Annotated in this window: 26 protein-coding genes, 1 other RNA gene and 1 other annotated feature; of the genes, 2 read left to right on the top strand and 25 right to left on the bottom strand. The window is 39.4% G+C overall.

What is annotated here, in order from left to right; translation table 11 throughout:
• Nucleotides 1-20 precede the first annotated feature (20 nt).
• Nucleotides 21-1,166, bottom strand: coding sequence for a cysteine desulfurase family protein (locus MKZ25_RS12040; RefSeq protein WP_340801714.1), 1,146 nt, complete (start codon nt 1,164-1,166; stop codon nt 21-23).
• 25 nt (nt 1,167-1,191) lie between these two features.
• Nucleotides 1,192-1,611 carry a cysteine metabolism transcriptional regulator CymR gene (cymR, locus tag MKZ25_RS12045; protein ID WP_008408540.1) on the bottom strand — a complete coding sequence of 140 codons (420 nt, stop codon included), beginning with the start codon at nt 1,609-1,611 and terminating at the stop codon, nt 1,192-1,194.
• A 131-nt stretch (nt 1,612-1,742) separates the two neighbouring features.
• Between cymR and MKZ25_RS12050 the strand changes: the two genes are divergently transcribed.
• On the top strand, nt 1,743-3,023 hold the full coding sequence (locus MKZ25_RS12050; protein WP_340801715.1) for a replication-associated recombination protein A: 1,281 nt from the start codon (nt 1,743-1,745) through the stop codon (nt 3,021-3,023).
• A 62-nt stretch (nt 3,024-3,085) separates the two neighbouring features.
• On the opposite strand, the gene MKZ25_RS12055 is transcribed toward MKZ25_RS12050, so the two are convergent.
• The 6 genes from MKZ25_RS12055 to hisS all read right to left on the bottom strand — a co-directional run bounded on the left by MKZ25_RS12055 (nt 3,086) and on the right by hisS (nt 8,791).
• Nucleotides 3,086-3,580 carry a GTPase gene (locus MKZ25_RS12055; protein ID WP_340801717.1) on the bottom strand — a complete coding sequence of 165 codons (495 nt, stop codon included), beginning with the start codon at nt 3,578-3,580 and terminating at the stop codon, nt 3,086-3,088.
• A 144-nt stretch (nt 3,581-3,724) separates the two neighbouring features.
• Nucleotides 3,725-4,129: an aminopeptidase gene (locus MKZ25_RS12060; RefSeq protein WP_340801718.1), complete on the bottom strand. Its 405-nt coding sequence runs from the start codon at nt 4,127-4,129 to the stop codon at nt 3,725-3,727.
• A gap of 321 nt (nt 4,130-4,450) precedes the next feature.
• Nucleotides 4,451-5,212, bottom strand: a complete 762-nt coding sequence (locus MKZ25_RS12065; protein WP_340801719.1) for a tRNA threonylcarbamoyladenosine dehydratase — start codon at nt 5,210-5,212, stop codon at nt 4,451-4,453.
• A gap of 168 nt (nt 5,213-5,380) precedes the next feature.
• A non-coding RNA gene (gene ssrS, locus MKZ25_RS12070) (6S RNA) lies at nt 5,381-5,578 on the bottom strand.
• A 157-nt stretch (nt 5,579-5,735) separates the two neighbouring features.
• Nucleotides 5,736-7,508: an aspartate--tRNA ligase gene (gene aspS / locus MKZ25_RS12075; protein WP_340801720.1), complete on the bottom strand. Its 1,773-nt coding sequence runs from the start codon at nt 7,506-7,508 to the stop codon at nt 5,736-5,738.
• Between the two features lie 14 nt (nt 7,509-7,522).
• Nucleotides 7,523-8,791, bottom strand: coding sequence for a histidine--tRNA ligase (gene hisS / locus MKZ25_RS12080; RefSeq protein ID WP_340801721.1), 1,269 nt, complete (start codon nt 8,789-8,791; stop codon nt 7,523-7,525).
• A gap of 87 nt (nt 8,792-8,878) precedes the next feature.
• Nucleotides 8,879-9,114: a binding site (T-box leader), on the bottom strand.
• Between the two features lie 156 nt (nt 9,115-9,270).
• Between hisS and MKZ25_RS12085 the strand changes: the two genes are divergently transcribed.
• Complete coding sequence (locus MKZ25_RS12085) at nt 9,271-10,884, top strand: N-acetylmuramoyl-L-alanine amidase (RefSeq protein ID WP_340801722.1); 1,614 nt, start codon at nt 9,271-9,273, stop codon at nt 10,882-10,884.
• A 355-nt stretch (nt 10,885-11,239) separates the two neighbouring features.
• On the opposite strand, the gene MKZ25_RS12090 is transcribed toward MKZ25_RS12085, so the two are convergent.
• From MKZ25_RS12090 to MKZ25_RS12170, 17 genes are all read right to left on the bottom strand, one after another.
• Nucleotides 11,240-12,439 carry an iron-containing alcohol dehydrogenase gene (locus MKZ25_RS12090; RefSeq protein WP_340803014.1) on the bottom strand — a complete coding sequence of 400 codons (1,200 nt, stop codon included), beginning with the start codon at nt 12,437-12,439 and terminating at the stop codon, nt 11,240-11,242.
• A 138-nt stretch (nt 12,440-12,577) separates the two neighbouring features.
• Complete coding sequence (locus tag MKZ25_RS12095; protein ID WP_340801723.1) at nt 12,578-13,363, bottom strand: hypothetical protein; 786 nt, start codon at nt 13,361-13,363, stop codon at nt 12,578-12,580.
• A 184-nt stretch (nt 13,364-13,547) separates the two neighbouring features.
• A complete protein-coding gene (locus MKZ25_RS12100; RefSeq protein WP_340801724.1) occupies nt 13,548-13,769 on the bottom strand; it encodes a phosphate-starvation-inducible protein PsiE in 222 nt (73 codons plus the stop codon).
• A 216-nt stretch (nt 13,770-13,985) separates the two neighbouring features.
• Entirely contained in the window at nt 13,986-14,549 is a 564-nt protein-coding gene (locus MKZ25_RS12105) for an NUDIX hydrolase (protein WP_340801725.1), read from the bottom strand.
• 97 nt (nt 14,550-14,646) lie between these two features.
• Entirely contained in the window at nt 14,647-15,075 is a 429-nt protein-coding gene (locus MKZ25_RS12110) for a GatB/YqeY domain-containing protein (RefSeq protein WP_340801726.1), read from the bottom strand.
• 83 nt (nt 15,076-15,158) lie between these two features.
• Complete coding sequence (locus tag MKZ25_RS12115) at nt 15,159-16,385, bottom strand: hypothetical protein (protein ID WP_340801727.1); 1,227 nt, start codon at nt 16,383-16,385, stop codon at nt 15,159-15,161.
• On the bottom strand, nt 16,378-16,875 hold the full coding sequence (locus MKZ25_RS12120; RefSeq protein ID WP_340801728.1) for a sigma-70 family RNA polymerase sigma factor: 498 nt from the start codon (nt 16,873-16,875) through the stop codon (nt 16,378-16,380). Before MKZ25_RS12120 ends, MKZ25_RS12115 begins: the two co-directional genes overlap by 8 nt.
• 101 nt (nt 16,876-16,976) lie before the next feature.
• Nucleotides 16,977-17,630, bottom strand: a complete 654-nt coding sequence (phoU, locus tag MKZ25_RS12125) for a phosphate signaling complex protein PhoU (RefSeq protein WP_340801729.1) — start codon at nt 17,628-17,630, stop codon at nt 16,977-16,979.
• A 22-nt stretch (nt 17,631-17,652) separates the two neighbouring features.
• Entirely contained in the window at nt 17,653-18,396 is a 744-nt protein-coding gene (gene pstB, locus MKZ25_RS12130) for a phosphate ABC transporter ATP-binding protein PstB (RefSeq protein WP_340803016.1), read from the bottom strand.
• Nucleotides 18,397-18,480: 84 nt separating this feature from the next.
• Nucleotides 18,481-19,359: a phosphate ABC transporter permease PstA gene (gene pstA / locus MKZ25_RS12135; RefSeq protein WP_340801730.1), complete on the bottom strand. Its 879-nt coding sequence runs from the start codon at nt 19,357-19,359 to the stop codon at nt 18,481-18,483.
• 1 nt (nt 19,360) lies between these two features.
• On the bottom strand, nt 19,361-20,305 hold the full coding sequence (gene pstC / locus MKZ25_RS12140) for a phosphate ABC transporter permease subunit PstC (RefSeq protein ID WP_340801731.1): 945 nt from the start codon (nt 20,303-20,305) through the stop codon (nt 19,361-19,363).
• A gap of 108 nt (nt 20,306-20,413) precedes the next feature.
• Complete coding sequence (locus MKZ25_RS12145; RefSeq protein WP_340801732.1) at nt 20,414-21,382, bottom strand: PstS family phosphate ABC transporter substrate-binding protein; 969 nt, start codon at nt 21,380-21,382, stop codon at nt 20,414-20,416.
• A gap of 160 nt (nt 21,383-21,542) precedes the next feature.
• Complete coding sequence (locus MKZ25_RS12150; RefSeq protein WP_340801733.1) at nt 21,543-21,956, bottom strand: response regulator; 414 nt, start codon at nt 21,954-21,956, stop codon at nt 21,543-21,545.
• Nucleotides 21,957-22,008: 52 nt separating this feature from the next.
• Nucleotides 22,009-24,219, bottom strand: coding sequence for a peptidoglycan D,D-transpeptidase FtsI family protein (locus tag MKZ25_RS12155; protein ID WP_340801734.1), 2,211 nt, complete (start codon nt 24,217-24,219; stop codon nt 22,009-22,011).
• A gap of 191 nt (nt 24,220-24,410) precedes the next feature.
• Nucleotides 24,411-24,854 carry a universal stress protein gene (locus tag MKZ25_RS12160; protein WP_340801735.1) on the bottom strand — a complete coding sequence of 148 codons (444 nt, stop codon included), beginning with the start codon at nt 24,852-24,854 and terminating at the stop codon, nt 24,411-24,413.
• A 170-nt stretch (nt 24,855-25,024) separates the two neighbouring features.
• On the bottom strand, nt 25,025-25,462 hold the full coding sequence (locus tag MKZ25_RS12165) for a DUF1801 domain-containing protein (protein WP_340801736.1): 438 nt from the start codon (nt 25,460-25,462) through the stop codon (nt 25,025-25,027).
• Nucleotides 25,463-25,616: 154 nt separating this feature from the next.
• Complete coding sequence (locus MKZ25_RS12170) at nt 25,617-26,222, bottom strand: superoxide dismutase (RefSeq protein ID WP_340801737.1); 606 nt, start codon at nt 26,220-26,222, stop codon at nt 25,617-25,619.
• Nucleotides 26,223-26,372 lie beyond the last annotated feature (150 nt).

Below are 26,372 nucleotides of genomic sequence, written 5' to 3' on the forward strand. Positions count from 1 at the left end.
GCGAAGTCTTTCTTATAAATTTACGAAGTTAGTCGTTTCACAATTTCAGCAGTTCGCTTCCCTGCTTCCCGCACTAACTCATCTGTTAATCCTAACCCAAAACTGAAACGAATGGAACTACGAAGCTCAGGCGCGTTCTGTCCATACATCGCAACAAGTACATGGGACGGGTCGATCGAACCTGCCGTGCAAGCAGAACCGCTTGATACGAGTACGCCTGCCATATCCAAATTGATTAAAAATGATTCAACATCCGTTCCGGGGAAAGTGACATTCAAAATATGCGGTAAAACACTTGTTTGATGACCATTCAGATGAAAATCAGTATCCGCCTGCTGGAACTGTTCAATTAAAATATTTTTAAAACCGTTGTACTGCCCGATACGCTGTTGTGCAGATTGTCCTGCTAACTCGGCAGCTTTTGCAAACGCAATAATCGCTGGGACATTTTCCGTTCCTGCACGGCGTTTTTTCTCCTGGGAGCCGCCAAATAGAATATTTGTTAATTTTACTCCTGTTTTTGCATATAAAAAACCAATTCCTTTAGGACCGTTAATTTTATGGGCAGTAACGCTCAACAAATCAACATGGAGTGCTTCTACATCCATTTTTTCCAGTCCGAATGCCTGAACAGCATCTGTATGGAATGTAGCTGTATGTTCTTTTAAGATCGCTCCAATTTCTGCGATAGGCTGGATAGTGCCGACTTCATTGTTTCCATACATAATCGTAACTAAAATCGTATCATCACGTAAAGCCTCTTTCACCTGTTCTGCGCTAATACGCCCCGTTTGGTCAACGGGTAAATACGTCACCGTGAAACCTTCTTTTTCAAGCTTTTCACACGCATGTAAAACGGCATGGTGTTCAATTGCTGTTGTAATAATATGCTTTCCTTCTTTTTGGCGCGCATACGCTGTACCAAAAATGGCCATATTATCGGCTTCTGTTCCACCGCTTGTAAAAATAATTTCAGAGGGTTTCGCATTTACTTTTGCTGCCAAACTCGCCCGAGAATCATCCAGTGCTTTACGTGCACTGCGTCCAACTGTATGAATACTCGATGCATTACCGCTTTCCTCGGTCATAGCACGTGCCATTACATCAATCACTTCCGGTGCAATGGGTGATGTTGCGGCATGATCAAGATAAATTGTATTTTTCAAAACAAACTAACTCCTTTTAATAACACTAAATGTAAAACATATAGCCGTCGGATACTTCATTATTTGTATACTTTGCCAAATCGTCAATCGTTGTTGTATCCAACACATTTTTTACTGCATCGCGAATACGCATCCATAATTCACGCTGTGGCGCCTCTTCATTTTCTATTCCTTCAACTGGCTGAATCGGCCCTTCCAATACACGGATGACATCAGCTGCAGAAATTTCATTTGGCTTATGTGCCAACATATAGCCGCCATATGCGCCACGGACACTTTTCACAAGACCTGCATTGCGCAATGGTGACACCAACTGTTCTAAATACGCTTCAGATAAGTCTTTATCCGCAGCAATTTGTCGCAGCGGAATCGGTCCTTCACCATAATGCTTTGCCAATTCAATCATAATCGTTAAACCGTAACGTCCTTTAGTCGATATTTTCATCGTTACACCTCTTATTCTCTAGTCCTTTAATATTATTCATTATAACACAACTCCTTTTAAACCACTCGGAAATACTTTATGATAATTAACAATAGCCATTTTATTCAACTGAAAAAAGGAGCGAAAAAATTATGCAAAATGAACCGCTCGCCTATAAAATGAGACCTCGTACAATTCGCGAAGTAGTTGGTCAGCAGCAAATTATTGGACCGGCAACACCATTGTTTAAAATGATTGAAAAAGGACATGTACCTTCGATGTTGTTATACGGGCCACCCGGGGTAGGAAAAACCTCGATTGCAAATGCAATTGCCGGCAGTTCAAAAATTCCTTTCTTTGCACTGAATGCAACACATGCCGGGAAAAAAGATATTGAGCAAATCGTGATGGATGCGCGAATGAGCGGTAAAGTCCTCTTGTTTTTAGATGAAATCCACCGATTCAACAAACTCCAGCAAGATACATTGCTGCCGCATGTTGAAAACGGTTCAATCGTCTTAATCGGGGCAACTACGGAAAATCCATTCCATGACGTAAACCCTGCCATCCGTTCACGCTGCGGGGAAATATTACAGCTAGAACGCTTAACAGGTGCTGATATCATCCAATTGCTCAATCAGGCATTGGCAGATAACGAACGCGGACTTGGCCATTTAGAAATCGATATTACCGAACAGCAAATCGAAAAAATTGCCAATGCTTCAAATGGCGATGCACGTAAAGCATTGACCTTGCTAGAATCGGTCTATTATGCTTCTGATGAAAAAGACGGGGTAACTATTATCAATGATAATGCAATCGATGCATTAGCAAGACGGATCGGGGTTTTCGGGGATAAAGGCGGCTCCCATTTCTATAACTTATTGTCAGCTCTTCAAAAGTCGGTACGGGGCAGTGATCCTAATGCTGCGCTCTATTATTTGGCTCATTTGCTCGAAAATGGGGACTTGGTTGCGGTATGTCGAAGACTGCTCGTCATGGCATATGAAGATATCGGACTTGCAAACCCTGGTGTTGGGGCACATGTGCAGGCAGCAACAGAAGCAGCCGTGAAGCTCGGGTTGCCGGAAGCGCGAATCCCTCTCGCAACCGCTGTCGTTGAAATGTGTTTATCGGACAAATCGAATTCAGCCTACCAAGCTTTGGATGCGGCGATTGCAGCAATCCATGAAGGAAAAACCGGCGATATCCCGAACCATCTGAAGGATGCCCATTATGCTGGTGCTGCAGCACTCGGTCATGTCGGATATAAATATCCGCACGACTCCCCTATCGGAACATTCGGGGGCTGGGTACAACAGCAATATTTACCCGATGAACTTGCAGAAACCGAATTTTACAAGCCCGTCATTGCAGGTGAAGAAAAAAGAATGGCCGCCATATACGAAAAGCTGAAATCCTTTAAGAAATAAGCGGCATTTATAAAGTACAAAAAAAGAGTCATTTTCAACTCAATGAAAATGACTCTTTTATATTACTTTTCGTATGACTCAGCAAATTGCTTGAATGCTTTTATACATTGTTCCACATTATCGGCAACAGTCAACTTTACTTCTTCGCCACTTAAGTGGTGAATACTGTTTTGAATTTCCGAAAGCAATTCCTCATTACTTTCAGTTTGCGCGTTTGGAATACAGCTTGCACTTAATTCATATAGCTTGATTACATGTGCACGTGCATCTGCATCATCGTCTGCTATTAAATTAGCATGCGCTAAACCTGTAAAGTATAAAAGTTTTGATGTAATATCCATATAAAGGATCCAATAAGTGTTGCTTGATGGCAGTTCCCCGTTATTTTTCGCGATGTAATCATTAAAATTATTCGCTACTTTATGCAATAATTCATCAAGCTGCTCAAAAGCTTTTGACCAATTTGGTTTCGTATCGATATTTTCAAAAACGATTCTATCCATTTTCAACTGTAGACTCGGCAAATTCAATAAATCATTTTTCATTTCAATTGTCATTCTATCGTCCTCCTTGCATCCCCATGCATATTATCAATACACTTTTAACTATAGCAAAAAAAAGGAATTTTTCTGCAAAAACGAAAAAATCATTAAAATCCCGCCATATTTTTGCCATAATTAATCTCTTAATAGAATATTATGTCATTTGCTATTCAAAAATTCATCTGTCAAACGTGAAAAGTATTTTTCATATAATAACTTCTCGTTATCAATATAACCGATTTTATAAACAACCATTACACCTTGTTCATAAATTTTTATTGACTGACCTGAACTGTAAAAGACCCATTTAAATGATTCAATCCATCTATCTAATCTTTTTTCATCATTGCTTAAGAATAATTGCTTTTCATTTATGATACTGGCCATTTTCCAAAAACCTTCACTTAGCTTGAAGTTTTTCGTTAAAAAATCATATTCCGGTTCAACAATATGATCCGTATCATATATATGGATCGTATTTAAATCGGCATCAATCGCAATTTCCACCGACCCGATCACATCATGTAAATTCAAGCCCCGGTATTCCATTTGTTGAATAACCATTTTTTAGTTCCCTTCCTTATATATTTTTATTATTTTACCACGATAATAACAACCTATAATAAAAAATGAGTAATCATTCATATTCTTATAGTTTATAGGAAATTTTTGTATAACTAAATATATTATGTAATTTATTGCGCAATATAGTAACTGTAACGGATGGAAAGATTAATTAGTTGTTTGTTCATTTCCACAATAAAATTATATATGAAAAAATCAGCTGAAATTATTCTTTATCATATAGCAAATATCCAATAAAAAAGGTGTGTAAAAGGGTCCGAAAACCCCTTTACACATCCTTATATTTAAAGTATTCCTCGCTTACCCTTGAACGCGTTTAATTTGGACATCTTTTAAAATCGTATTAATTACCCAGCTTGCCGCAATTAAGCCAGCAACAGATGGTACGAATGCATTCGATGATGGCGGTAATTGTGCTTTGCGGATTTCAGCTTCAGGCTTCCCGACATATTGTGCAACATCAGGACGTACGACAATCGGGGATTCATCTGAAAATACAACAGTTACACCTTTTTTAATGCCTTCTTTACGAAGTTTTGTACGAATTACCTTTGCCAGTGGATCTGTATGCGTTTTTGAAATATCGGCAATTTGGAATCGTGTCGGATCCATTTTATTGGCAGCACCCATGCTTGAAATAATTGGAATATTGCGTTTTAAACACTCTTTCATAATATGGATTTTGTATATTACCGTATCGGATGCATCAATGACATAATCGATTCCTTGCGCGAAAAATTGTTCATATGTTTCTTCTGTATAAAACATATGCATATCAATTACTTCACACTCCGGGTTGATATCGGCAATCCGTTCCTTCATAACAGCTGATTTCGATTTTCCGACTGTTGATAAATAAGCAACCAGTTGACGATTCACATTCGTAATATCCACATTATCTTTATCTACTAAAATGATACGGCCAATCCCGCTGCGTGCACATGCTTCTGCCGCGAACGAGCCTACACCGCCTACACCTAAAATTGCGACTGTCGTTTCTTTTAGTTTTTCTAATCCTTCTGTTCCAATAGCTAACTCGTTTCGTGAAAATTGATGTAACATCTAATTTTACCCCTCAATCTTTATCATTCTACTAGGCATTATAACGACATCAATTACGAGATGCAAGCAACAATATAATGACAGAAAATAGTATTTACATTAATTTCAGTTTATGAAAAAATAAAAATACTCTTCTACATGAAAGTAGAAGAGTAAAATTAGAAATTGACGAATCCCAAATATGCCGTCTTGCTACAACATCGTTTTGATCCCGCGTCTATAGCAAGGGGGTGCACTAATCGCAGCGTTAAACTTCCCGCTCCAGATGGGGCATGTTTGCTTCTACGGTAATAGTAGCTCCCAACGATTTATTGTTCGGTCAAAAGTGTTTAGTAACAAATATAGCGACGAACACTTCAGGATTCGTATTAATGTTATATTAACACCAATATTCTGATTATTCAATCGAAAACATCTTATTCTTATAAATTATTAATATTGTACTAACTTTTTAGAAAAATATGGTACAATTTTACTTTTTAAAAAAGGTACTTCTTCCCGAGAGAAGAAATACCTTAACTTGTTATTTTTTTGCTGTCGTTGCGATACGTAAGCTTAACTCTTCAAGCTGTGCATCGGAAACTGGTGATGGTGCATCTGTTAATAAGCAGCTTGCAGTTGCTGTTTTCGGGAATGCAATTGTATCACGTAAGTTTGTACGGCCGGCAAGTAGCATTACTAATCGGTCAAGACCCATTGCTAAACCGCCATGTGGAGGTACGCCGTATTCAAATGCTTCAAGTAAGAAACCGAATTGTGCACGCGCTTCTTCTTCACTGAATCCTAGCAGTTCAAACATTTTCGCTTGTAAATCCGGCTCATAAATACGAAGTGAGCCACCGCCAAGCTCATAACCGTTTAATACGATATCATAGGCTTGAGCACGAACTTCTTTAGGGTTAGTATTCATTAACTCTAAATCTTCATCGAATGGACGAGTGAATGGATGGTGAGCGGCATAATAACGACCTTCCGCCTCATCGTATTCGAATAACGGCCAATCAACAATCCATAAGAATTCGAATTTCGACTCATCGATTAAGCCTAATTCTTTTCCTAATTTTAAACGTAATGCGCCTAGTGCGTCTGCGACTACAGAAGTTTTGTCTGCAACGAATAATAATAAGTCACCAGCTTTTGCTTCTGTTGCTTGGATAATTCCGTCCGCTGCTTCTCCTTCAAAGAATTTTGCGATTGGACCATTCAAGCCTTCTTCCGTCACTTTTAACCAGGCTAAACCTTTTGCTCCGTAACGGCCGGCAAATCCACCCAATGCATCAATATCTTTACGAGAGTAGTTTGCTGCCGCGCCTTTCACATTGATTGCCTTTACTTCGCCGCCATTTGCTACTGCGTTTGCAAATACACCGAAAGCAGATTCTTTCACGATATCTGAAAGCTGTTTTAATTCCAACCCGAAACGTACATCCGGTTTATCCGAACCGAAACGATCCATCGCTTCTTTATAGCTCATGCGCGGGAATGGTGTAACGACATCGATACCTTTTACATCTTTCATAACTTGAGTAAGAAGACGCTCATTCATTTCGATAATTTCATCCATTGATAAAAATGAAGTTTCAATGTCGACTTGTGTAAATTCCGGTTGACGGTCCGCACGTAAATCTTCATCACGGAAGCATCGAGCGATCTGGAAGTACTTTTCAAAGCCACCTACCATTAAAAGCTGTTTAAACAGCTGTGGTGATTGAGGCAATGCATAAAATTCGCCGTCATGTACACGTGATGGCACCAAATAATCACGCGCTCCTTCTGGTGTTGATTTCGTTAAAATTGGTGTTTCAACCTCTAAGAAGCCTTCAGTTTGCAGGAAGTTACGGATCGTACGTGTTACATCTGAACGCATTTTGAATGTGTCATACATAACCGGACGACGTAAATCTAAATAACGGTATTTCAAACGTAATTCTTCCGAAACTTCCGCGTTATTATCAATTGCGAATGGCGGGTTTTTAGCTTCATTAATAATCGTCAGTTCAGAAGCTGCCACTTCAATTTCGCCTGTTTTCATATTTTTATTTATTTGGGCAGCATCACGTAAAACAACTTTACCCTTTACTTCAATGACAAATTCATTACGAATTTTATTGGCAAGTTCCAATGCATCTTTCGCCTGATCACCGAAAACCACTTGTACGATACCTTCACGGTCACGCATATCCACGAAAATTAATCCGCCTAAGTCACGACGTTTTTGTACCCAACCTTTTAATACAACTTCCTGTCCTGCTTCTGCAGCTGTTACTAAACCGCATGCATGTGTTCTTTGCGCCATTGTTATTCCTCCAACTATTTGTTTTCTAAAACGTATTGAACAAGCTGACCGAATTCCACTTTTGTCTGATCGCCTGTTTCCATTGTTTTGACGTTTACTGCTTGCTCTTCTAATTCTGACTCACCTAATACAATGACAAATTTTGCATTTGCACGGTCGGCAGCTTTCATTTGCGCCTTCATTTTTCGATCCGAATAATCCATATCTGCTGAAATACCTTTAGCACGGAATGAACTTACAAGCTCCACTGCTTTTAGTTTTGCCTCTTCACCCATTGCCACAACATACATTTCCAGATTATTACCCGTTGCAATCTCGATATTTTTTGCTTCCAGTGCCAATAATAATCGTTCAATTGACAGGGCAAATCCGATACCTGGTGATTCCGGCCCGCCAATATCTTCAACTAAACCGTTATAGCGTCCGCCACCACAAAGTGTTGTAATTGAACCGAATCCTTCACCAGTAATCATAATTTCAAATGCTGTGTGGTTGTAATAATCAAGGCCACGTACTAAGTTAGGATCAACCTCGTATGAAATGCCCAGTACATCCAAATATTGTTTTACTTTCGTGAAATACTCTGCCGAAGCGTCCGTCAAATAATTTGTTAAGGCCGGTGCAGTTGCCATTGCCGGATGTTTCGCATCTACTTTACAGTCTAGAATACGTAAAGGATTTTTCTCAAGACGGCTTTGACAATCACTGCAAAGCTCTCCGGCAACCGGTGTGAAGTGCTCGATTAGTGCACTGCGGTGTGCATCACGTGTCTCTTTGTCACCTAATGAATTAATGACTAATTTTAAATCAGTCAATCCAAGTGTTGTATACACATCCATTGCAAGTGCCATTACTTCCGCATCAATCGCAGGGTCAGCTGAGCCGATTGCTTCAACGCCAAACTGTACGAATTGTCGATAGCGTCCTGCCTGCTGACGTTCATAACGGAACATAGGACCTGTATAATAAAGTTTGACAGGCTGATCTGCCTGACCGAACATTTTATGTTCCACATATGCACGTACCGCGGAAGCTGTTCCTTCCGGACGTAGTGTCAGCGATCGATTTCCCTTATCGGTAAATGTGTACATTTCTTTTTGTACAATATCCGTTGTATCGCCTACACCGCGTTGAAATAGTTCTGTTGATTCAAACATGGGTGTGCGGATTTCGTTATAGCGGTATTTGTCACATAAATCACGAATGACACGTTCTACATACTGCCACTTTTCGGATTGACCCGGTAAAATATCCTGTGTTCCTTTAGGTACTTTAAAATTCATTAAAAGCACTCCTCTCTTAGTTGACCAAACCAATTGCGAGCTGAAGAAAGAAGAAAATAAAAAAAGCTCCCGCCCCTTGCAAAAACTGCAAGGGACGAAAGCTTGTAAATTCTTCCGCGGTTCCACCCTAATTGATGTATGACTACATCCTCTCGAATTCGGATAACGGCCGATTCCGTCTTCCCCTACTAGAAATAATTTTTTCGAGGAAACGCCTCTCAACTGTTGTTCACATGTTACATACTGCAGGAAAGATTACAGCCTATGTCTTTCCCTCTCTTTTCAGCATTGGCAACCGCTACTTGTTTGGTCATTGGCAATGTTACTTTTGTTAAATTAACACTAATCTTAATGATGTCATGACAAGTTGTCAACCATTTTCAAAAAAACGCTATATTTTTTGTCATAAATACTTTTATAATATAAGGGTATATAGTGAAAGGGTCATTTAAATAAAATAATCTTAAAAGGAGGAAACTATGAAAAGAAATAAACTGATAATAGGGTTATCATTTTTATTATTATTCACGGCGATTGTTCCGTACAGTTTTACCGCTCGCCCTGCTCTTGCCAGCGGGGAACCGTTGTATGTAAACGCGGAAATTTTATATTTACGTGAAGGGCCCGGTCTTTCTTATCCGATACTTGATACGTTGAAAGAAGGAACTGAAATCATTTCAATTGAAAAACAAGGCGACTGGCATCACGTCCAAGTTGGACAACAAGAAGGTTGGGTTGCGGCATGGCTTGTGAAAACAGCAAAAGTACAAAAAGACTCGTCAACCGAAAAAACGGTTATTTCACAAGTAAACGCTCTTAATGTTCGTGTAGCGCCATCATTATCTGCTTCAGTGCTGACGAAAATCTCTTCCGGTACGGAAAGTAAATTTTTACGACAGGAAAAGGACTGGATTCAAATTCAGTTCGGGGAGATGACAGGTTGGGTATTTGCCGAATATGTCACAGTAAAAGAAGCAAAGTCGGAAACGCCGAAAACGCCGGAAACTCCAACTGATAATGGGCAACCGGAACAATCGAACGAACCACTGCAGCAAATTGATCCAAATACATTTACCGTCAACGTAAGCGCAGTGAATATCCGTAAAAAACCTGATTTAACAGCCAAAAAATTAGGGCTTGCTACTGAAGGCCAACAATTTAAAGTGCTGAGCCGGGATCATAATTGGGTTGAAATTGAATATGAAAAAGGGAAAAAAGGTTGGGTATACAGTTTTTACGGAACTTTTACAAAACAATTGAAACAAAATCCTTCATCTGAAAAGGAAGAAGCGAAAAATTTTGTCACGATTATTTATAATGGGACAAATTTAAGGGAATCCCCTTCCACTTCTTCAAATGTTGTTGTCATTGCAGATGCTGGTCATACATATCCGATAGTGGAAAGCGAAGGCGACTGGTTTAAAATCGCGGTAAATAATCGTCAGACAGCGTATGTCGCAAACTGGGTTGTTAGTGAAAACAATTCACAAGGAACCCTATCTCAAAACAATACAAACAAGGCAGCTGAACGTAAAGAAGGTACATTAAAAGGCGTAACAATTGTACTGGATGCTGGCCACGGAGGTAATGACCGCGGTACTACCGGCGTTCGTGGAACCGATGAAAAAGATATTAATATTATTACAGCTGAATTGCTCCGTTCCAAATTACAGTCAGCAGGTGCCAATGTTGTCATGACCCGTGAATCCGATATATTTGTCGATTTGCGGAAACGTGTTGCAGTGTCTCATCAGGCCGGTGCCGATGCGTTTATCAGTATTCACTATGATGCAAATGAAGACAGTTCGGTGAGTGGATTTACGACCTATTACACGAATGGTTATCAGAAAAAGCTTGCCGAATATGTACATGAAGGCCTGGCATCAAAAGTTAACTTGAAGGACCGAGGACCACGCTTCGGTAATTATTTAGTGCTGCGTGAAAACCGTCAAAATGCTATATTACTTGAACTCGGCTATTTAAGTAATCCTTCTGAAGAACGGGCCATTACTACAGACTATTACCGGGAACAAGCAACACTCGGCATTTATCAAGGGTTATTAAACTACTTCGACGACCAGCTTGAACAATAAATTATTACCATTTTTAAATGCGTTGGACCATAAACCCAAAAAAGCTATTTTTCTCTCAGAGAAAAGTAGCTTTTTTGCTGAGCATTAAAAATTAATTTCCATTCCGGGTCGGACGCTTTCCGCGGGCGTGGCGTGAGGCCAACACCATGTTGGTCACAAAAGCGTTGCCACAGGACGTGGTGCTCTTAGCTTTTGTTCTTAAGTCTCAAGCTTCACGCTATTCCCGCTGGAGTCGCCTCCCCCTCCATTCCCATCAATTTTTATAAAATATCCGTTACATAATAAAAATTTCTTCTTAACCAACGGTACTTCTATTTATAATCCATCCTTTTTATACTACAGTTTTCCTTATCCATTATTCTTGAATAATTTGATATAAATAAAACATTTCATCTTTATTCACGATCCTCGGTACCGGGTATAGCGGGTTCGCTTCTTGTAATGCGCGCTCTACCATTAATGGCACATCACGGTTGATAATACCGGGTATTTTACGAGGAATTCCCATCTTTTTATTCATCTCTTCAATTGCTTCGATAAATAGCTCTGCCTTTTTTTCATCGTTATCGGTTATTTTCCCGATCCCTACAATTGTCGCCAGTTCTGCTAATGGCTTAGCAGCACTTTCCCCGTAAAATCGCAGAACATGAGGCAGAATAACCGCATTGGCAAAACCATGCGGAATTTGATAAAAACCGCCGAGTGTATGAGCAATGGCATGAACATATCCTACATATGCCCGGGTAAATGCAAGCCCTGCCAAATATGAAGCACGTTGCATTTCGCTTCTTGCTTTCATATCTGTCCCATCATCATAGGCACGCACCAAATACTTAAAAATAATAATAACGGCCTCTCGGGCATATTTTCTCGTTTCCTCGGTATTGCTTTTACCGATATAGGCTTCCACGGCATGTGTCAATGCATCCATTCCCGTTGTAGATGTAATGTGCGGCGGCAAATTAACCGTTAATACCGGGTCCAGTACAGCATAGTGCGGTACAAGCACCGGATCCATAATGGCGAATTTCTCATGTGTGTCACTATTTGAGACGACTGCGGCAATCGTCCCTTCACTTCCCGTTCCGGCTGTTGTCGGAATTGCAAAAAATGGCGGCATTTCTTTTCTCACTTTAAATAGCCCCTTTAAATCAGCCAGTGACTTTTCAGGGCGTGCGATCCTTGCTGCTACCGCCTTAGCACAATCCATCGGTGATCCGCCGCCAAATGCTATAATGCCATCACAATTATGCGCATTATACAATTCCAGCGCTTCTTCAATATTTGTGATAGTCGGATTTGGAACCGTTTTATTATAGACAGTAAATGCAATATTTTGCTCCTGTAAGCCTTCTAATAATGTATCCATAAGCCCCAGCTTGTGAATCCCCTCGTCGGTAATCACTAAAAGCATATTTAATTCCAAACTTTTCACTAGCTCCGGCAATCTTTCGAGGCTATTTTCCCCTTGGAGTAATTCCGGCTTTCTCCAGTTCATGAGCTTCATACCGACACGCATTGAACTTTGGACGGTTCTGCAATAGGCTGTATACATTGAACGAAACACTCCATTTCTCTCGATTTATGTATCCTTTCTTTAACTATTCCGCATCTACTTTTAAAATTCCTTGTTTACCACAAAATCCGACCAACAAAAAAACGAACCCGTAACGGATTCGTTCATAAAACTTTATTAATCGTTTGCAAAAAATACTTTGTCAGCAAATGAAATCGGCTGTTTTTCAAAATCCTTCTCGCTCATTGCGATAACAGCCAGGTCGATATCAAGCTCCTGCATTTTCCCTGCCATCACTTGCGGATTCAATTTATGGAAATCGGTAAATTGATTGTCCGTAATAATCATGAGATCACGCTGATTATCGATGTAGTCCTGAGTAAAGTATTCAATCGCCTTTTCTATAGCCGGCATAATTTGGGCTTCCCCGGTTAGATAATGCTGCAAAAATTGATCGAACAATTCAATATCAAGTATTCCATTTTTAAAAAGAAGGGGTTGAGCCGGTATATTGCTAAACGGAAGTATGATTAAATCCCTCTTCTGGACAGCACATAAATTAAATAGCGGTAATATCGTCCCTTTTGTAAAAGTTTCAAACTTATTCATGGCGTCAGACTGCTGAACGATGACAATCATCGGCGAATAAGTATTTTTTATCTCTTCAAACGGTACGTACAATACATTTCCATCAATGACCGTCCGATCTTTCATCAATTGCTTTTGTTGGTCCATCGGGAATAAATAATCTTTATCCTGTATTTTCGGCATCGTTGCTTCCACTTCTGCAATCATTTCTTCAAGTGCAATTGCTATTTCTGAGACCTCTATGAATAGTGGTTGTCGTCCAAATTTCTCCAGAAACTGTTGCTGCTGATTTTCTTCCAAAGCTTGAAAAGATGCATTACGGTATAAAAAATGAAGAATTTCATCGGTTAAAACAGTCTTAGAATCATTTGTCATCTGAAACCCCTCCATTAGTTTTCAAATTAATACCGATAGTATAGCGAAAAATAAAATTAAAAAGTAGTAATTTAAACTGTAAAAGAATAACTAACTTTATATTTGTGTTTAATTTGTGTTTTTCTCCATAAAAAAAGCGGTATCTCTATCACTAGGATACCGCTCCACACATAAATGTATGTAATTATAATTTTTGAGTTAAAGCGTGTAAAGTATCTTTCAAATCACGATCGCTGTCAGAAAGCTCAATTAAGTTTTCTAAACGTTCGTGTAAGACAGGACGTTCGATTACTAATTGCTCATGTAAAACTTGAACGAATAATTCAATAAGCATACGATTTTGAATTAATAATGCTTCTTCCACTCGGTCTGGGTTAATTTTATATTCTTTTACTTTTTTCGCCATTTGAAAATAGCCTCCCTTTTGTTTATACATCGTTATTTTAGCACACGGCTGTTTAATTTTGTGAAATTATTTCATTTTCAGCAATCGTTTGTGTTTTTCCGTACATCAGCCAGTTGTACCCAGAAAATCTTCGTAAGAAAAAACTTCATCCCAAGGCATGAAGTTTTTGAAAAGCTCCATTGTAAAATAACATTTCCAACAGCCGGCCTTTCCGATTTAACAGCCGATTTTTTTTACCTTTTCAATAATTTTCTCATAGATCGGGATCATATGCGCTTCCGTACATTTTTCGGCAACTTCGTCCATTTCGATCCAGCCGACTTCACTGTTTTCATCGAGTTTCGCCTGAAACGTTGCCTCATCACCGACCTCAAATATATAAGTCACATTGAAATGTAAATGTGCCGCAACATATTTTCCGTTCTTCATATGACCGATTACCGGCAGAATATCAAGCGAAATAATATCTTCCTGAATCGCTTTCACTTCTGCAAGTCCCGCTTCTTCCAAAAGCTCTTTTTTTGCCACATTAAATAATTCCGGATCACCATCTGCATGACCGCCCATCCAGCCCCATGAATTATAAATATTATGATGGGCCATTAATACGCGGGTGCGGTCCGGGTTGAATACAAAAGCAGAAGCTGTAAAGTGCAGAACTTCATTGTTTCGTGTCAGGACATCTGATAAAGTAACCATTGCACGTAAAATGATGTCCCGATCCTTTTCTTCCTGTTCATTGTAAGGTACATATTGTTTAATCTGTTCATGTAAGGTCATTTTAATCCTCCCTATTCCTATATAGTTTTAGAAAGATAGTGAAAAGGACGTGTCCGCCAAACGCATGCGGCACACCTCCTTTTCATAGATTTTTAATTTAGGAAATAAGCGTTTTGACAACTTTTGAAATAGTCGCTCCATCTGCTTTACCATCGAGTAATGGCTTTGCAATTTTCATTGCATCTCCCATATTCATGCCTGACGTAATACCTGCTGCCTGAAGCTCAGCTGAAATCTCTTCCTCTGTTAACTGCTTTGGTAAAAAGCTTTTTAAAATAACTAATTTTGCTTCTTCTTTTTCAATTAAGTCTGAACGTTCCGCTTGCTTTGCACCTTCCAGTGACTGGTTTGTCTGCTTAATTTCACGATTAATGACAGCTGTTTCTTCCTGTGGCGTCAATTCAGCGCCCTTTTCCTTTTCTGCGGCATCCAATGCGGATTTCACTAAAGTCAGTACTCCTTTAGCTAACACATCTTTGTTTTTCATCGCTTGCTTTAATTGGTCAAATACAATTGTTTTTAACATGCTGTCTACCCCTTTACATTTAAATAAGTATGTAACTTATTTGAATTATCTTTATTGTACCATGTACCCTTTCATTTCATATATTATTCATAAACAAATTGTTGAAATAAAGATAACATTTTTTTTGAAGTAGATTCCGTAAATGTTGCCAATTCTCTCTTACCAAACGGAAGAATATAAAGAAGACCTTTTTCGTTCTGCCAAACCGTATAGGATTCCCCTTCATTACGAATCACGTACAGCGGCGGCTCCGTTATTTCGATCGCCTCTTCATTTATAAGTACTGCTTTCCCGTATATCTCGTTGAATTCTTCAAGAACTTGGTCGGTTAATTCTATTTCTTTTATTCCATCGGCACGTTCTTTAGGCAAAAGAATTTCCAGACCATAATGAAGGCCTACACCTGCAAATTCAGTGCCTATCCGGTCTTCTGAAATTACCGTTTCTTTTAAATTGACATAATCGCCTACTTGAACCGGGTTCTTCGGATCATTTATAAACCATGCAGCAAATTTATCTACAAAAATACGAGGTGAAATCTGATTATATTCGTTAGTCGTCATATTCTTAACAAATAAAAACATATTATCCTCTACCGCTACTACCGCCCCGGAATTACTTAAACTTTTATTCGATGAAAATATAATATTATGTTGCTCTTTAAACTGATCTAATTGTGACTTATAATGTGTTTCCATATAGGACATTCCCATGAAATTTCCATAGGAATTAGCAATTCCCGGTAGCATTTTCGAATAATCCCGAAACATCTTTTCTTCCAACTTTTTGTTATAGGCTACCGTTTCTATTAATAGCGGGACAATATTTTCATCAAATTTTTCTTTTGGAATATGATTAGATACGGAAGCTGATGCTAACACACCTGTAAGGTCGCTTTCATTCCATTTTTGTTCAAGGAAATTTTTCGCCTGCTGACGATCCTCATCTGTAATTGTAATTCCGATACTCTTTGCATATTTCGGTATACCTATAATCTCCACCATTTGTAAGTAAGCATTAGCACGACTTGTCTCTGTACCGCCTTTATATTCCATTTCTTCAAGTACAGTGATAAATTCAAATAAATCTTCATTCGTAGGTTGGTCAGCCTGGCTAAGATCCATCATTTCCGGAATAAATATCTGCCAGGTAAAAAGGAACAGAGTCACAATAACTGCAGGCACTAAATAATAGCCCATCTTCTCCTTTTTGTTGCGAGGCTTTTTAAGTAATAGAGCATTTTTTACAGCAGTTTCACTTTCCGATAGATCCCCTGCAACATCGATTAATGCTTTTTTGAACTCATTCATGACGAAGCACCTCCCATTCTCCTTCCAGTACTGGCCTTAATTGTTCGCGACCCCGCCTTAACCGGGTCTTTACGGTATTTTCGTTAATCTGCAATATGGCCGCCACTTGCAGGACACTCATTTCTTCGTAGTAATACAATATTATTGGTTCCCGGTATTTCAATGGCAGCTTTAAAATAGCTGCCCCGATACTGGATCGTTCTTCTTGCTGGATGACATGATCATGGTCCGTCGCTTTCATCCACCATTTCGTTTCAAATTGTATTTTTTTATACGCCCAGCTCTTTAAGTAATCTTTACTTTTATTAACCGTCATTTTTGTTAAATATGCTCTTAATTGACCGCTTTCCGAGTAGTCGGTCTGCATAAACTTTATGTAAACATCTTGTACAATGTCTTCGGCAGCATGCCGATTTTTGGTGTAAAAGTATGCGATGCGCAACAAATGCTTACTGTATTCATCAATAATCTGCCCGATATCCTCATTCATATTACGCCGCCCTCCTTTCTACATTGTAAACGATTGCCAATGGGCTCACGTTTCAAAAAAACAAAAAAGTATAAGAAGTTTCCTCCCTATACTTTGGACATTTAATTATTCAGTTCATAATGCTTTCCTTTTACAAGATAGAATAAATGCTCTGCAATGTTTGTTGCGTGGTCTGCCGCGCGTTCGATACAGCGGCAGACGTAGGATAAACTCGTCACTTGTGCCACATGCTCGTTGGAAACAGAGAGCTTCATCAAGTTACTGAGCGTATTGCCTGTTAATTCGTCGACTTCATCATCAAGATTTGCAATTTCTTTTGCCTTTATAGTATTTTCCTCAATAAAAGCATCCACAATTTGGCGCAGCATTAAGGTCGTTTTATGAAACATTTCCTCAATCGGTTCCACGCTCGTAACAAATGGCTCTTTTCCGATACGAATCGATTCTTTTGCAATATTGACCGCATGATCCCCGATTCTCTCCATATCCGATGCCGCTTTAATGACAACGATCAACCGACGCAAATCAGTCGCAACAGGCTGCTGTTTTGCAATCAGTAAAATTACGCGGTCATTTATGATTTCTTCCAACCGGTTTATCTTTGGATCGGTATCAATTACCTGTAATGCTATATCTATATCCTTTTTCAAAAAGGCTTTAAAAGCCTCCTGTAATGAATGAATGCTTAAATCACAAAGTTCCATTAAATCTTGTTGAACTGCTATTAGATCATGTTCGAAACGTTCACGAATCATCGTTATCATTCTCCTTTTCTAATTATCCAAATCGACCTGAAATATAGTCTTCGGTGCGCTGATCTGACGGTGTCGAGAAAATGATATCTGTATTATCGAACTCCACGACTTCACCGTTCAGGAAGAAGGCCGTTTTGTCGGATATACGTGCTGCCTGCTGCATATTATGTGTCACGATGACGATCGAATATTGTTCTTTCATCTGCTGTACAAGCTCTTCTACTTTTAATGTCGAAATTGGGTCAAGCGCTGATGTCGGTTCATCCATTAAAATGACATCCGGTTCGATTGCCAGGCAGCGTGCGATACAAATACGCTGCTGCTGACCACCTGATAATCCATAGGCATTCTGGTTTAAGCGATCTTTTACTTCATCCCAAATGGCTGCACCGCGCAGTGACTTTTCTACAATTTCGTCCAGTATTTTCTTATTTTTTATCCCGTGAATGCGTGGCCCGTATGCGATATTATCATAAATCGACTTCGGAAAAGGGTTCGGTTTTTGGAACACCATTCCGACTTTCGTGCGAAGTTCTTCCACTTCATAGCCGTTCGAAAAAATATTGCGGCCGCGGTAATTGATCTCCCCCGATGTACGTACGATCGGCACAAGTTCAACCATCCGATTCAATGCCTTTATATAGGTCGATTTCCCGCAGCCGGAAGGTCCGATAATCGCCGTCACTTCATTTTCTTTCATTTCCAGGTTGATATCTTTTAAAGCATGATGGTCCCCATACCATAAATTAAAGTTACTGGAATGCATGACATTCGCTTGATTCGTTTCGATGCCTATTGCAGGTTGACGCACATCATGTTTCGTTAATAGTTGAACCATTCTATTTCACTCCTAATATCGTTTTTGGAATTTATTTCGGATAATGATTGCAATGGAATTCATCGTTAATAGGAAAATCATTAATACGATGATTCCGGCAGATGCCACATACTGGAATGCTTCTTGCGGACGTTTTGCCCAGTCGAATATTTGCATCGGCAATGCGGTAAATGTATCCAGATAACCGGTTGGTAAAAATTGTAATATTACAGGGATTCCGATCACGACCAATGGTGCTGTTTCTCCAATTGCGCGGGATAAAGCTAAAATACTACCTGTTAAAATACCCGGAATAGCCGCCGGCAGAACAACCCGGACGATCGTTTGCCATTTTGTCGCACCCATTCCGTATGAAGCTTCCCGCTGTTCATTTGGCACCGCGCGGATCGCTTCTTGAGCAGCAACAATAATAACCGGTAATATTAGTAAACTCATCGTCAAACCGGCCGCCAAAATACTCTTTTCAAAGCCGAACAGCCGAACGAAAATTGTTAATCCCAGCAAACCGAAAACAATTGAAGGAACCCCTGCCAAGTTAGAAATATTCATGCGGATAAAATCATTCAATTTATTTTGCTTTGCGTATTCTTCCAAATAGAGCGCTGTACTCACACCTAAAATTATTGATACAGGAGCAACTACGCTCATCAGCCATAATGATCCGACCAATGCTGCTTTAATCCCTGCATTTTCAGGGATACGTGACGCGAAGTTTGTAATGAAATTTATATCTAAAAAACCAAGTCCTTGCGCCAAAATTCGGTAAAGCAGCATACCTAGTGATACTAGGGCAAAACTTGTGGCAATAATGAAAATTATTTTCCACATTTTATTTGAAATGAGGCGTTTATTCATACGCTTCATTACTAACTCTTCTTGCATATAGCGCATATTAATACTCCTCTCGGAAGCGTTTTGAAATATAGGTTGCGAGCAAGTTCATCGCTAACGTGAAAATAAACAACGTGAATCCTACAGCGTAAATCGAGTAGTAAATTGTTGTACCGTAACCGGCATCACCTGTCGTCACTTGAACGATATAGGCTGTCATCGTTTGAATCGAATCAGTAAAGCCAAAGTCGAATTTTGGTGTAGATCCTCCTGCCAAAGAAACAATCATCGTCTCACCTATTGCCCGGGAAATACCTAATACGACAGAAGCGACAATTCCTGATAAAGCGGCAGGCAGAACAACTTTAACGGCCACTTCGAATTTTGTTGCACCTAACCCGAGCGCCCCTTCACGAATCGACCTTGGAACAGAGCTCATCGCATCTTCGGACATGGAGGTAATCATTGGAAGAATCATAATTCCAACAACGATTCCCGGGCTGATTGCATTGAAAATTTTCAAATTGGGAATAACCGTCTGTAATATCGGTGTAATGAATGTTAAGGCAAAAAACCCGTAAACAATCGTCGGTACACCTGCAAGTACTTCTAAAATCGGTTTAATGATTTTTCGTACACGTTCTGATGCATATTCACTTAAATAGATGGCAGCGCCTAAACCAAATGGTACTGCTACAATAATAGCAATCAGTGTTATTTTAAATGTCCCGAATATTAATGGTAATATTCCGTACAACGGCTCTTTACCTGAAAATGGAAGCCATTCTGTACCAAATAAATAATCTGTAATCGACACTCGCGTAAAGAATTCAAATGTCTCGAATATTAGTGTAAATACAATCCCAAACGTCGTAAGAACCGAAATCGTCGCTGCTAGAAATAACCCGAACGGTACTAACTTTTCGATTACTTTCTTTCCTTTGCGATTGCGCGAACGCTCGATTAATTGTTGGACACTTACTTGCTCCTGTTGTTTAAGAGCCATGTGCGAAAACTCCTTCCAGTCATCTATATAAAATAAAACGATCAATTATTTCTACATTAAAAAATGTGTGGGGGCATGAGAGCCACCCCACACTATTAAACATCGAAATTATTTTAGTGCTTCCAACTCTTTTAACGCTTCTTCATACTTTTCATCCGGCAGGCTCACATACCCTACTACTTCTGCCATTTCACCAGCATTTTCAAGTGAGAATTTCATGAAGTCATATGTAGCTTCATTATCTTTAACTGCACTGTTTTTCACATAAACAAATAGTGGACGTGATAATGGAGAATATTCACCTGATTCGATTGTTTCGTTTGTCGGTTCCACCCCGTCAACCGTTACAACTTGAAGTTTGTCTTTATTTTCCAGGTAGTACGCGTAACCGAAATAGCCGATTGCATTTTTATCAGCTGTTACCCCTTGTACTAACACGTTGTCGTCTTCAGATAATGTTGCTGCTTTAACAATGTCTTCACCATCTAAGATAATTTCATCGAAGTAATCATACGTACCTGAGTCAGAACCCGGTGAATAGAATACGATTTCTTCTTCCGGCCATGATGGATCGATATCAGACCATTTTTTAGTAGTACCGTCTTCAATCCAAATCTGTTTTAATTGATCAACTGTCAGATCTTTTGCCCAAGTATTCTCAGGGTGCACTACTACCGATAAACCATCGTAAGCAAGTTCAAATTCTGTATATTCTACACCTGCGTTTTTCAGCTCTTCCACTTCAGTATCTTTGATTGGACGAGAAGCGTTTGAGAAATCCGTTTCACCATTGATGAATTTTTCGAATCCGCCGCCTGTACCAGATACACCAACTGCTACGCGAACATCTTTTTGTACCGCCGCGTATTCTTCAACTAATGCTTCTGTAATTGGAGCAACTGTTGACGAACCATCGCCTACTACATTACCTGTTAATTGTGCGCTGCCAGTTTCAGCTTGTTCTGTGTTTGTTTGTGCAGATGTTGATGTTTCATCATTATCTTCTCCACCACACGCTCCTAAAAGAATTGCTGAACCTAGTAAAGCTGTTGATGTTAAGTACTGCCACTTTTTCATTTGTAATTCCTCCGCTTGTTTAATGAATGTTTTTTCTTACAATTCCAACTATAATGACAATTTGTTAAGCTTATATAATTTCACCGTTAATTGAATGTAAAGCTTTGTAAATAAAAAAGACAATTTACAGGAGGTCCCCGCAAATTGTCTCATTTTCTTTTTATTGAATCTTTTTTACGCTTTTTATGTTAATAAGTTTAATAGGATGTTCTATAAATGCAGGTTTTTCCTTTTTCGTCTTTACTTTATGTACATATAGTAAAATCGTTTTCGCATCTTTTGGATGGGCATAGCCTTCGAACGTTGCATTATATAACACCGTACCATCCCGCAAAGTAACCGTCGCCTTTTTAGCATCGACCAGTTCGCGTAAAAAAGGAAAGGCTTTAACATTCCGTTCACGTTCAGCACGGACTAAGCGTGGTTCCAGTACAAGCAGGAGCCCTTCAAAGATAACGATATATATAACCGACATTAAGATAATGAGCCACGCCGGCATGTCCATGAATGCTAAAATCGCTGCATTACTTAAGGCACCGACGATAACGACAATATGTATGATTTTCTTTCTCATTGAATCTTCCCCTTAAAAAAATCCCGTAGCGAGAAACTACGGGATCATTATTTTATTCATTTACTGTTTCAACTTCTTCGTCCTCATCCAGCTTTTCATCGGAATGCTTGATAATCGGTTTTTCTACTTTACTTGTAGATAAGCCTTCTTCCGCGTATTTATTTTTCAACTCAAAATATGAATCTACTAGTTCACGGGCCGTCAAATTCGCCTGTGGTAAATAGTTATTTGTAAAGTTCGTTGTAGCCCATGGAAAAATAACTGCGTAGGCAATTTCAGGATCATCAAATGGTGCATAGCCCACATGGACAATATTGATCGTGTTCGTTTTCCATTTATCACGCTGCGGTCCATAGTAAACTACCTCGGCTGTACCAGTTTTACCAGCAGCAGTATAATCTGCTGTTTCAAACTGACGACGGGCAGAACCATTCGCCCCGAAGTAAACTCGGCGCAGACCTTCTTGTACTTGCTCAATTTCCCGTTCGCTGTTTTCGATTTTGTTTAAAATCTTAGGCGTTACTTCTTCCACAACCTGCCCTAAATATTCCCCATCTTTGGAAGGATTGCGAATTTCTTTTAACATCCTAGGTTGGATGCGGTAACCGCCGTTTGCAATAGTTGATATATATTGCGCCAATTGCATTGTTGTATACGTATCAAACTGGCCGATCGCCAAGTTTAGTAATTTTACATCCGTATCCGGGTCAGCCTGATACCCGATTGATTCACCCGGAAGGTCAATCCCGGTAGGTACACCCAGTCCAAACTGTGCGTATTCATTTCGCATTGTCTGCAGTGTACCTGAAGCTAAACTAAAGCGCATACCAGGTGAATACGTACGGCCGCCAACACCCATCGCGATTTTGAACATATAGACGTTTGATGAACGCTCCAATGCCGTTAAATCACTAACCATGACACTACCATTCTTGTTGAATAGTGTATTTAAGGTAATATTCCCGATTCGCATTGGTGAATCGAGCAACACTGTTCCCGGCTTTATTATTCCTTCATTGTAACCCATTAAAACGGTTGCTGCTTTTACAGTTGAACCTGCTTCATATGCAGACGTAAATGTACCGTAAGAATAGTCGACAATATAAGGTTTGCCGGTATCTTTATCTTTTTCTATTTTCTTGCCGACTACCGATAAAAGTTCTCCGGTTTTTGGATCCATTGCTACTAAAAAGCCACGATCCAGTAACTGTGAACCACCCTTAGCTTTCAGCTCCAATAAATACTTTTCCAAAATTTCATCGGCTTTTTGCTGGAGTTCCACATCGATTGTTGTCACTAAATCTTTACCTGGCTCCCCTGCAAAAGTTGTCATCGTTTCAACTACTTGGCCTTTTTTATTCGTGATGTTTTTAACGACCGATTTTTCACCTTGCAGAATTTCCTCATACTGTGCTTCAAAATAACTTTCCCCAACACGGTCGTTTCGAGAATAATCCCGAGCTAAATAATGGTTCAGTTTTGATTTCGGCACACCTTTACTCGGTACTGTTGTACGACCCAAAATCGCCAATGGGGATAATCGTACGCGTTTCCAATCGGTTGTCGTATTCACACCAGGAAGATCCGCCAATTGTTCTGAAACTCTAGCAAACTCTTCCGGTGTAACATTCTCGCCTTTAATAATTTGGGGCGATAAACTATAGCCTGTCATCATTTCGCGGTAAATTGCCAGAACTTCCAGATCAAAATCGGAAAGCTGTTCCAGTTCTTCATCTGTAATACGATCACGGATTCGTCGATCATACTCTTTATTGATTTCTTTCGTTTCCAAATCTTCGTTTTCCAGTTGGAATTTCGTCATTTCCTTTTGTGTAACTTTTTCTTTTGCTTTTTCCGGATTCCGTAAAATCCAGAAATCCAGTTTATCCCGCTGTGTTACTTTTTCTGTCGGCTGCTCAATAAGATGTGCTAGTTTTTCTGCAATTTCAAGCATTTCAGCGGATTTTGTCGTTTGCATTTTAGTATAAGTAATCGCATTTTCCGGCTGATTATCCACTAAAATACGACCATAGCGGTCAAAAATACGGCCACGGGGTACACTGGTATTTACCCGTACTTCTTCTGTACGCTCCAATTCGCGCACATAATCTTCGCCTTTTACAATTTGTATATATCCTAGACGGAAAATTAGTAATGAGAACAAAACAAATATTGAAAAGAAAAGGACATTCATCCGAAAAGTTAAACTTGCCCGTTGCTTTGCCTTCGGATTTTGCTGACGATTTTGCGTAATTTTGCGCAAAGAACACTTCCCCTTTCTTACTTTATGTAGCGTGTACATGAATGTATAGTCATAGCTTTTAGTATAACACTGAAAACTCCATGAAAAAAGAGTTCAGATTTTAATTATTCATCTTTTAGACGGCTGTACTTTTATAAAGTTTCACAAAAAAAGAAGCTTCACGAAAATTAACGTGGAGCTTCGCCATCTATTTAAGAATTTCTTACAACAAGAACATCGCAGCGGGCATTTCTTATTATCCCTTCTGATACAGATCCGAGGAAAAAACGGGCTATTTCCCCTTTCCCTGTAACACCGCAAATAATCAGATCAATTTTTTCCTGTTGGGGAATATCGCGTGCGATAACGTGCTTGGGTGTCCCGTATTCAATAATCTTTTTAATATTTGTAAACCCTGACTGCTGTGCTTTTTTCTCAAATGAATCTAAAAGGTCCTTCTTATTATTCGTAAATTTTTCCGCCATATCAAAGTTATAGCCTTCTGAAAATGCAAAGGAACGAGTATCAATTACATGAACAATATACAGCTTACTTCCGACATTATTTAGTGCAACTTGCACAGCTCTCCTAAAGGCAATCAGCGACTCCTTTGATTCATCCACGGCAACCAGTATATTTTTGTACGTCATGCTCATCTATCCCTCACCTCTTTACAGTTTATTCATCTTAAGTTTGGTTTAGGTGTACTTACGACTAGAAGAGGCGGAATAAACAAGAAAAAAGCTTTGCAACCGAAGTTGCAAAGCGCGTCAGAAAATTAGGACAATATTGAAATATAACTTATCTTTATTTATCCTTGTATAATTCATTTATACAATGCATTTTCATAGGTAGTAATCCACTGCTCTACGGTAATCTTTTTGCTTAGTTCCCCGATCAATCCATACGGTATATGTTTTGTTGAAGTAAAGCGAATACAGCTTTTCCCCATGTTCAGCTTTGTAGGAACCGCATCTGCATAGGATTCCTGAAACCATGTGAGAAGTTCGGGATCACTGTAGACACCCATATGATAAAGCCCAATATGGCGCTTTTGTGGAGCGAGCGCCAGAAATGGTAACGGTGTACCCGGTGTTACATGATACCCTTTTGGATAGGTTGTTAATGGTACATTATATACGATCATATTCCGGTCTATTGACTTTTCAAACCCTGGCGGCAAGTTTTCATCTATTGTTTCCATTAGTTTTATATAAGCCTCATGCCACTTCTCATCAATTTGTGCTACAAATTCATCAAACATCTACTGCACCCCGATTCTGTTTATTGTTTTGAGCGTAGCAGAAAAATGGAAAAAAATACATAAAAACGCATGGAAGTAGTGAAACTTCTCATGCGTTTTATGATTAAAATATTTTGTACCTGCCGCTTTGCTTTCGGTACAGAATTAGCTTTAATTATTTAGCAGCTTGAAACTTAGATTCTACTACGTCCCAGTTCACTACGTTCCAGAATGCACCGATGTAGTCCGGACGACGGTTTTGGTAGTTTAAGTAGTATGCGTGCTCCCAAACGTCTAAGCCTAGGATTGGTGTTTTGCCTTCCATTACTGGAGAGTCTTGGTTTGGAGTTGAAGTAACAGCTACACCGTCACCATCAACGATTAACCATGCCCAACCTGAACCGAAACGAGTTGTTGCAGCTTTTGCGAATTCTTCTTTGAAAGCGTCGAATGAACCGAATTTCGCATCGATTGCAGCAGCTACTTCACCTACTGGAGTGTTAGAACCGCCTGGAGCGATTAATTCCCAGAATAATGTGTGGTTAGCATGTCCGCCACCGTTGTTGCGTACAGCAGTTTGTTTGTCAGCTGGTAAAGCATCGATGTTAGAGATTAACTCGTTGATGTCTTTGTCAGCGTATTCAGTACCTTCTACTGCTGCGTTTAAGTTTGTTACGTAAGTATTGTGGTGTTTAGAGTGGTGAATTTCCATTGTTTTTGCATCGATATGTGGTTCCAATGCGTCGTAAGCGTAAGTTAATTCTGGTAATTTGAATGCCATGATAATATTCCTCCCTGGAACAAGTAATTAATGTTGATTACAATACTAGGTTATCAAAAAATGATTGCTCATTCAATGAAAAAAACAGTAATATTTGCATTTCAGTCTTTTGACGGAAAGGCTGCGGATTACTTGTCTTACCTGTTGTTT

Source organism: Solibacillus sp. FSL W7-1464 (genome assembly GCF_038004425.1).
Taxonomy (GTDB): domain Bacteria; phylum Bacillota; class Bacilli; order Bacillales_A; family Planococcaceae; genus Solibacillus.

Bases quoted from the DNA above. Each gene is read 5' to 3' on its own strand.
- MKZ25_RS12160 (WP_340801735.1), bottom strand. From the start codon at position 24,854: ATGAGCATGACGTACAAAAATATACTGGTTGCCGTGGATGAATCAAAG.
- MKZ25_RS12055 (WP_340801717.1), bottom strand. From the start codon at position 3,580: ATGACAATTGAAATGAAAAATGATTTATTGAATTTGCCGAGTCTACAG.
- pstA (WP_340801730.1), bottom strand. From the start codon at position 19,359: ATGCGCTATATGCAAGAAGAGTTAGTAATGAAGCGTATGAATAAACGC.
- cymR (WP_008408540.1), bottom strand. From the start codon at position 1,611: ATGAAAATATCGACTAAAGGACGTTACGGTTTAACGATTATGATTGAA.
- MKZ25_RS12095 (WP_340801723.1), bottom strand. From the start codon at position 13,363: ATGACAAATGATTCTAAGACTGTTTTAACCGATGAAATTCTTCATTTT.
- MKZ25_RS12170 (WP_340801737.1), bottom strand. From the start codon at position 26,222: ATGGCATTCAAATTACCAGAATTAACTTACGCTTACGACGCATTGGAA.
- MKZ25_RS12050 (WP_340801715.1), top strand. From the start codon at position 1,743: ATGCAAAATGAACCGCTCGCCTATAAAATGAGACCTCGTACAATTCGC.
- MKZ25_RS12060 (WP_340801718.1), bottom strand. From the start codon at position 4,129: ATGGTTATTCAACAAATGGAATACCGGGGCTTGAATTTACATGATGTG.
- MKZ25_RS12085 (WP_340801722.1), top strand. From the start codon at position 9,271: ATGAAAAGAAATAAACTGATAATAGGGTTATCATTTTTATTATTATTC.
- MKZ25_RS12165 (WP_340801736.1), bottom strand. From the start codon at position 25,462: ATGTTTGATGAATTTGTAGCACAAATTGATGAGAAGTGGCATGAGGCT.
- MKZ25_RS12145 (WP_340801732.1), bottom strand. From the start codon at position 21,382: ATGAAAAAGTGGCAGTACTTAACATCAACAGCTTTACTAGGTTCAGCA.
- MKZ25_RS12105 (WP_340801725.1), bottom strand. From the start codon at position 14,549: ATGACCTTACATGAACAGATTAAACAATATGTACCTTACAATGAACAG.
- MKZ25_RS12065 (WP_340801719.1), bottom strand. From the start codon at position 5,212: ATGTTACATCAATTTTCACGAAACGAGTTAGCTATTGGAACAGAAGGA.
- MKZ25_RS12115 (WP_340801727.1), bottom strand. From the start codon at position 16,385: ATGAATGAGTTCAAAAAAGCATTAATCGATGTTGCAGGGGATCTATCG.
- MKZ25_RS12090 (WP_340803014.1), bottom strand. From the start codon at position 12,439: ATGTATACAGCCTATTGCAGAACCGTCCAAAGTTCAATGCGTGTCGGT.
- MKZ25_RS12120 (WP_340801728.1), bottom strand. From the start codon at position 16,875: ATGAATGAGGATATCGGGCAGATTATTGATGAATACAGTAAGCATTTG.
- MKZ25_RS12150 (WP_340801733.1), bottom strand. From the start codon at position 21,956: ATGAGAAAGAAAATCATACATATTGTCGTTATCGTCGGTGCCTTAAGT.
- pstB (WP_340803016.1), bottom strand. From the start codon at position 18,396: ATGCATTCCAGTAACTTTAATTTATGGTATGGGGACCATCATGCTTTA.
- MKZ25_RS12110 (WP_340801726.1), bottom strand. From the start codon at position 15,075: ATGTTAAAAACAATTGTATTTGACCAATTAAAGCAAGCGATGAAAAAC.
- phoU (WP_340801729.1), bottom strand. From the start codon at position 17,630: ATGATTCGTGAACGTTTCGAACATGATCTAATAGCAGTTCAACAAGAT.
- aspS (WP_340801720.1), bottom strand. From the start codon at position 7,508: ATGGCGCAAAGAACACATGCATGCGGTTTAGTAACAGCTGCAGAAGCA.
- MKZ25_RS12100 (WP_340801724.1), bottom strand. From the start codon at position 13,769: ATGGCGAAAAAAGTAAAAGAATATAAAATTAACCCAGACCGAGTGGAA.
- hisS (WP_340801721.1), bottom strand. From the start codon at position 8,791: ATGAATTTTAAAGTACCTAAAGGAACACAGGATATTTTACCGGGTCAA.
- pstC (WP_340801731.1), bottom strand. From the start codon at position 20,305: ATGGCTCTTAAACAACAGGAGCAAGTAAGTGTCCAACAATTAATCGAG.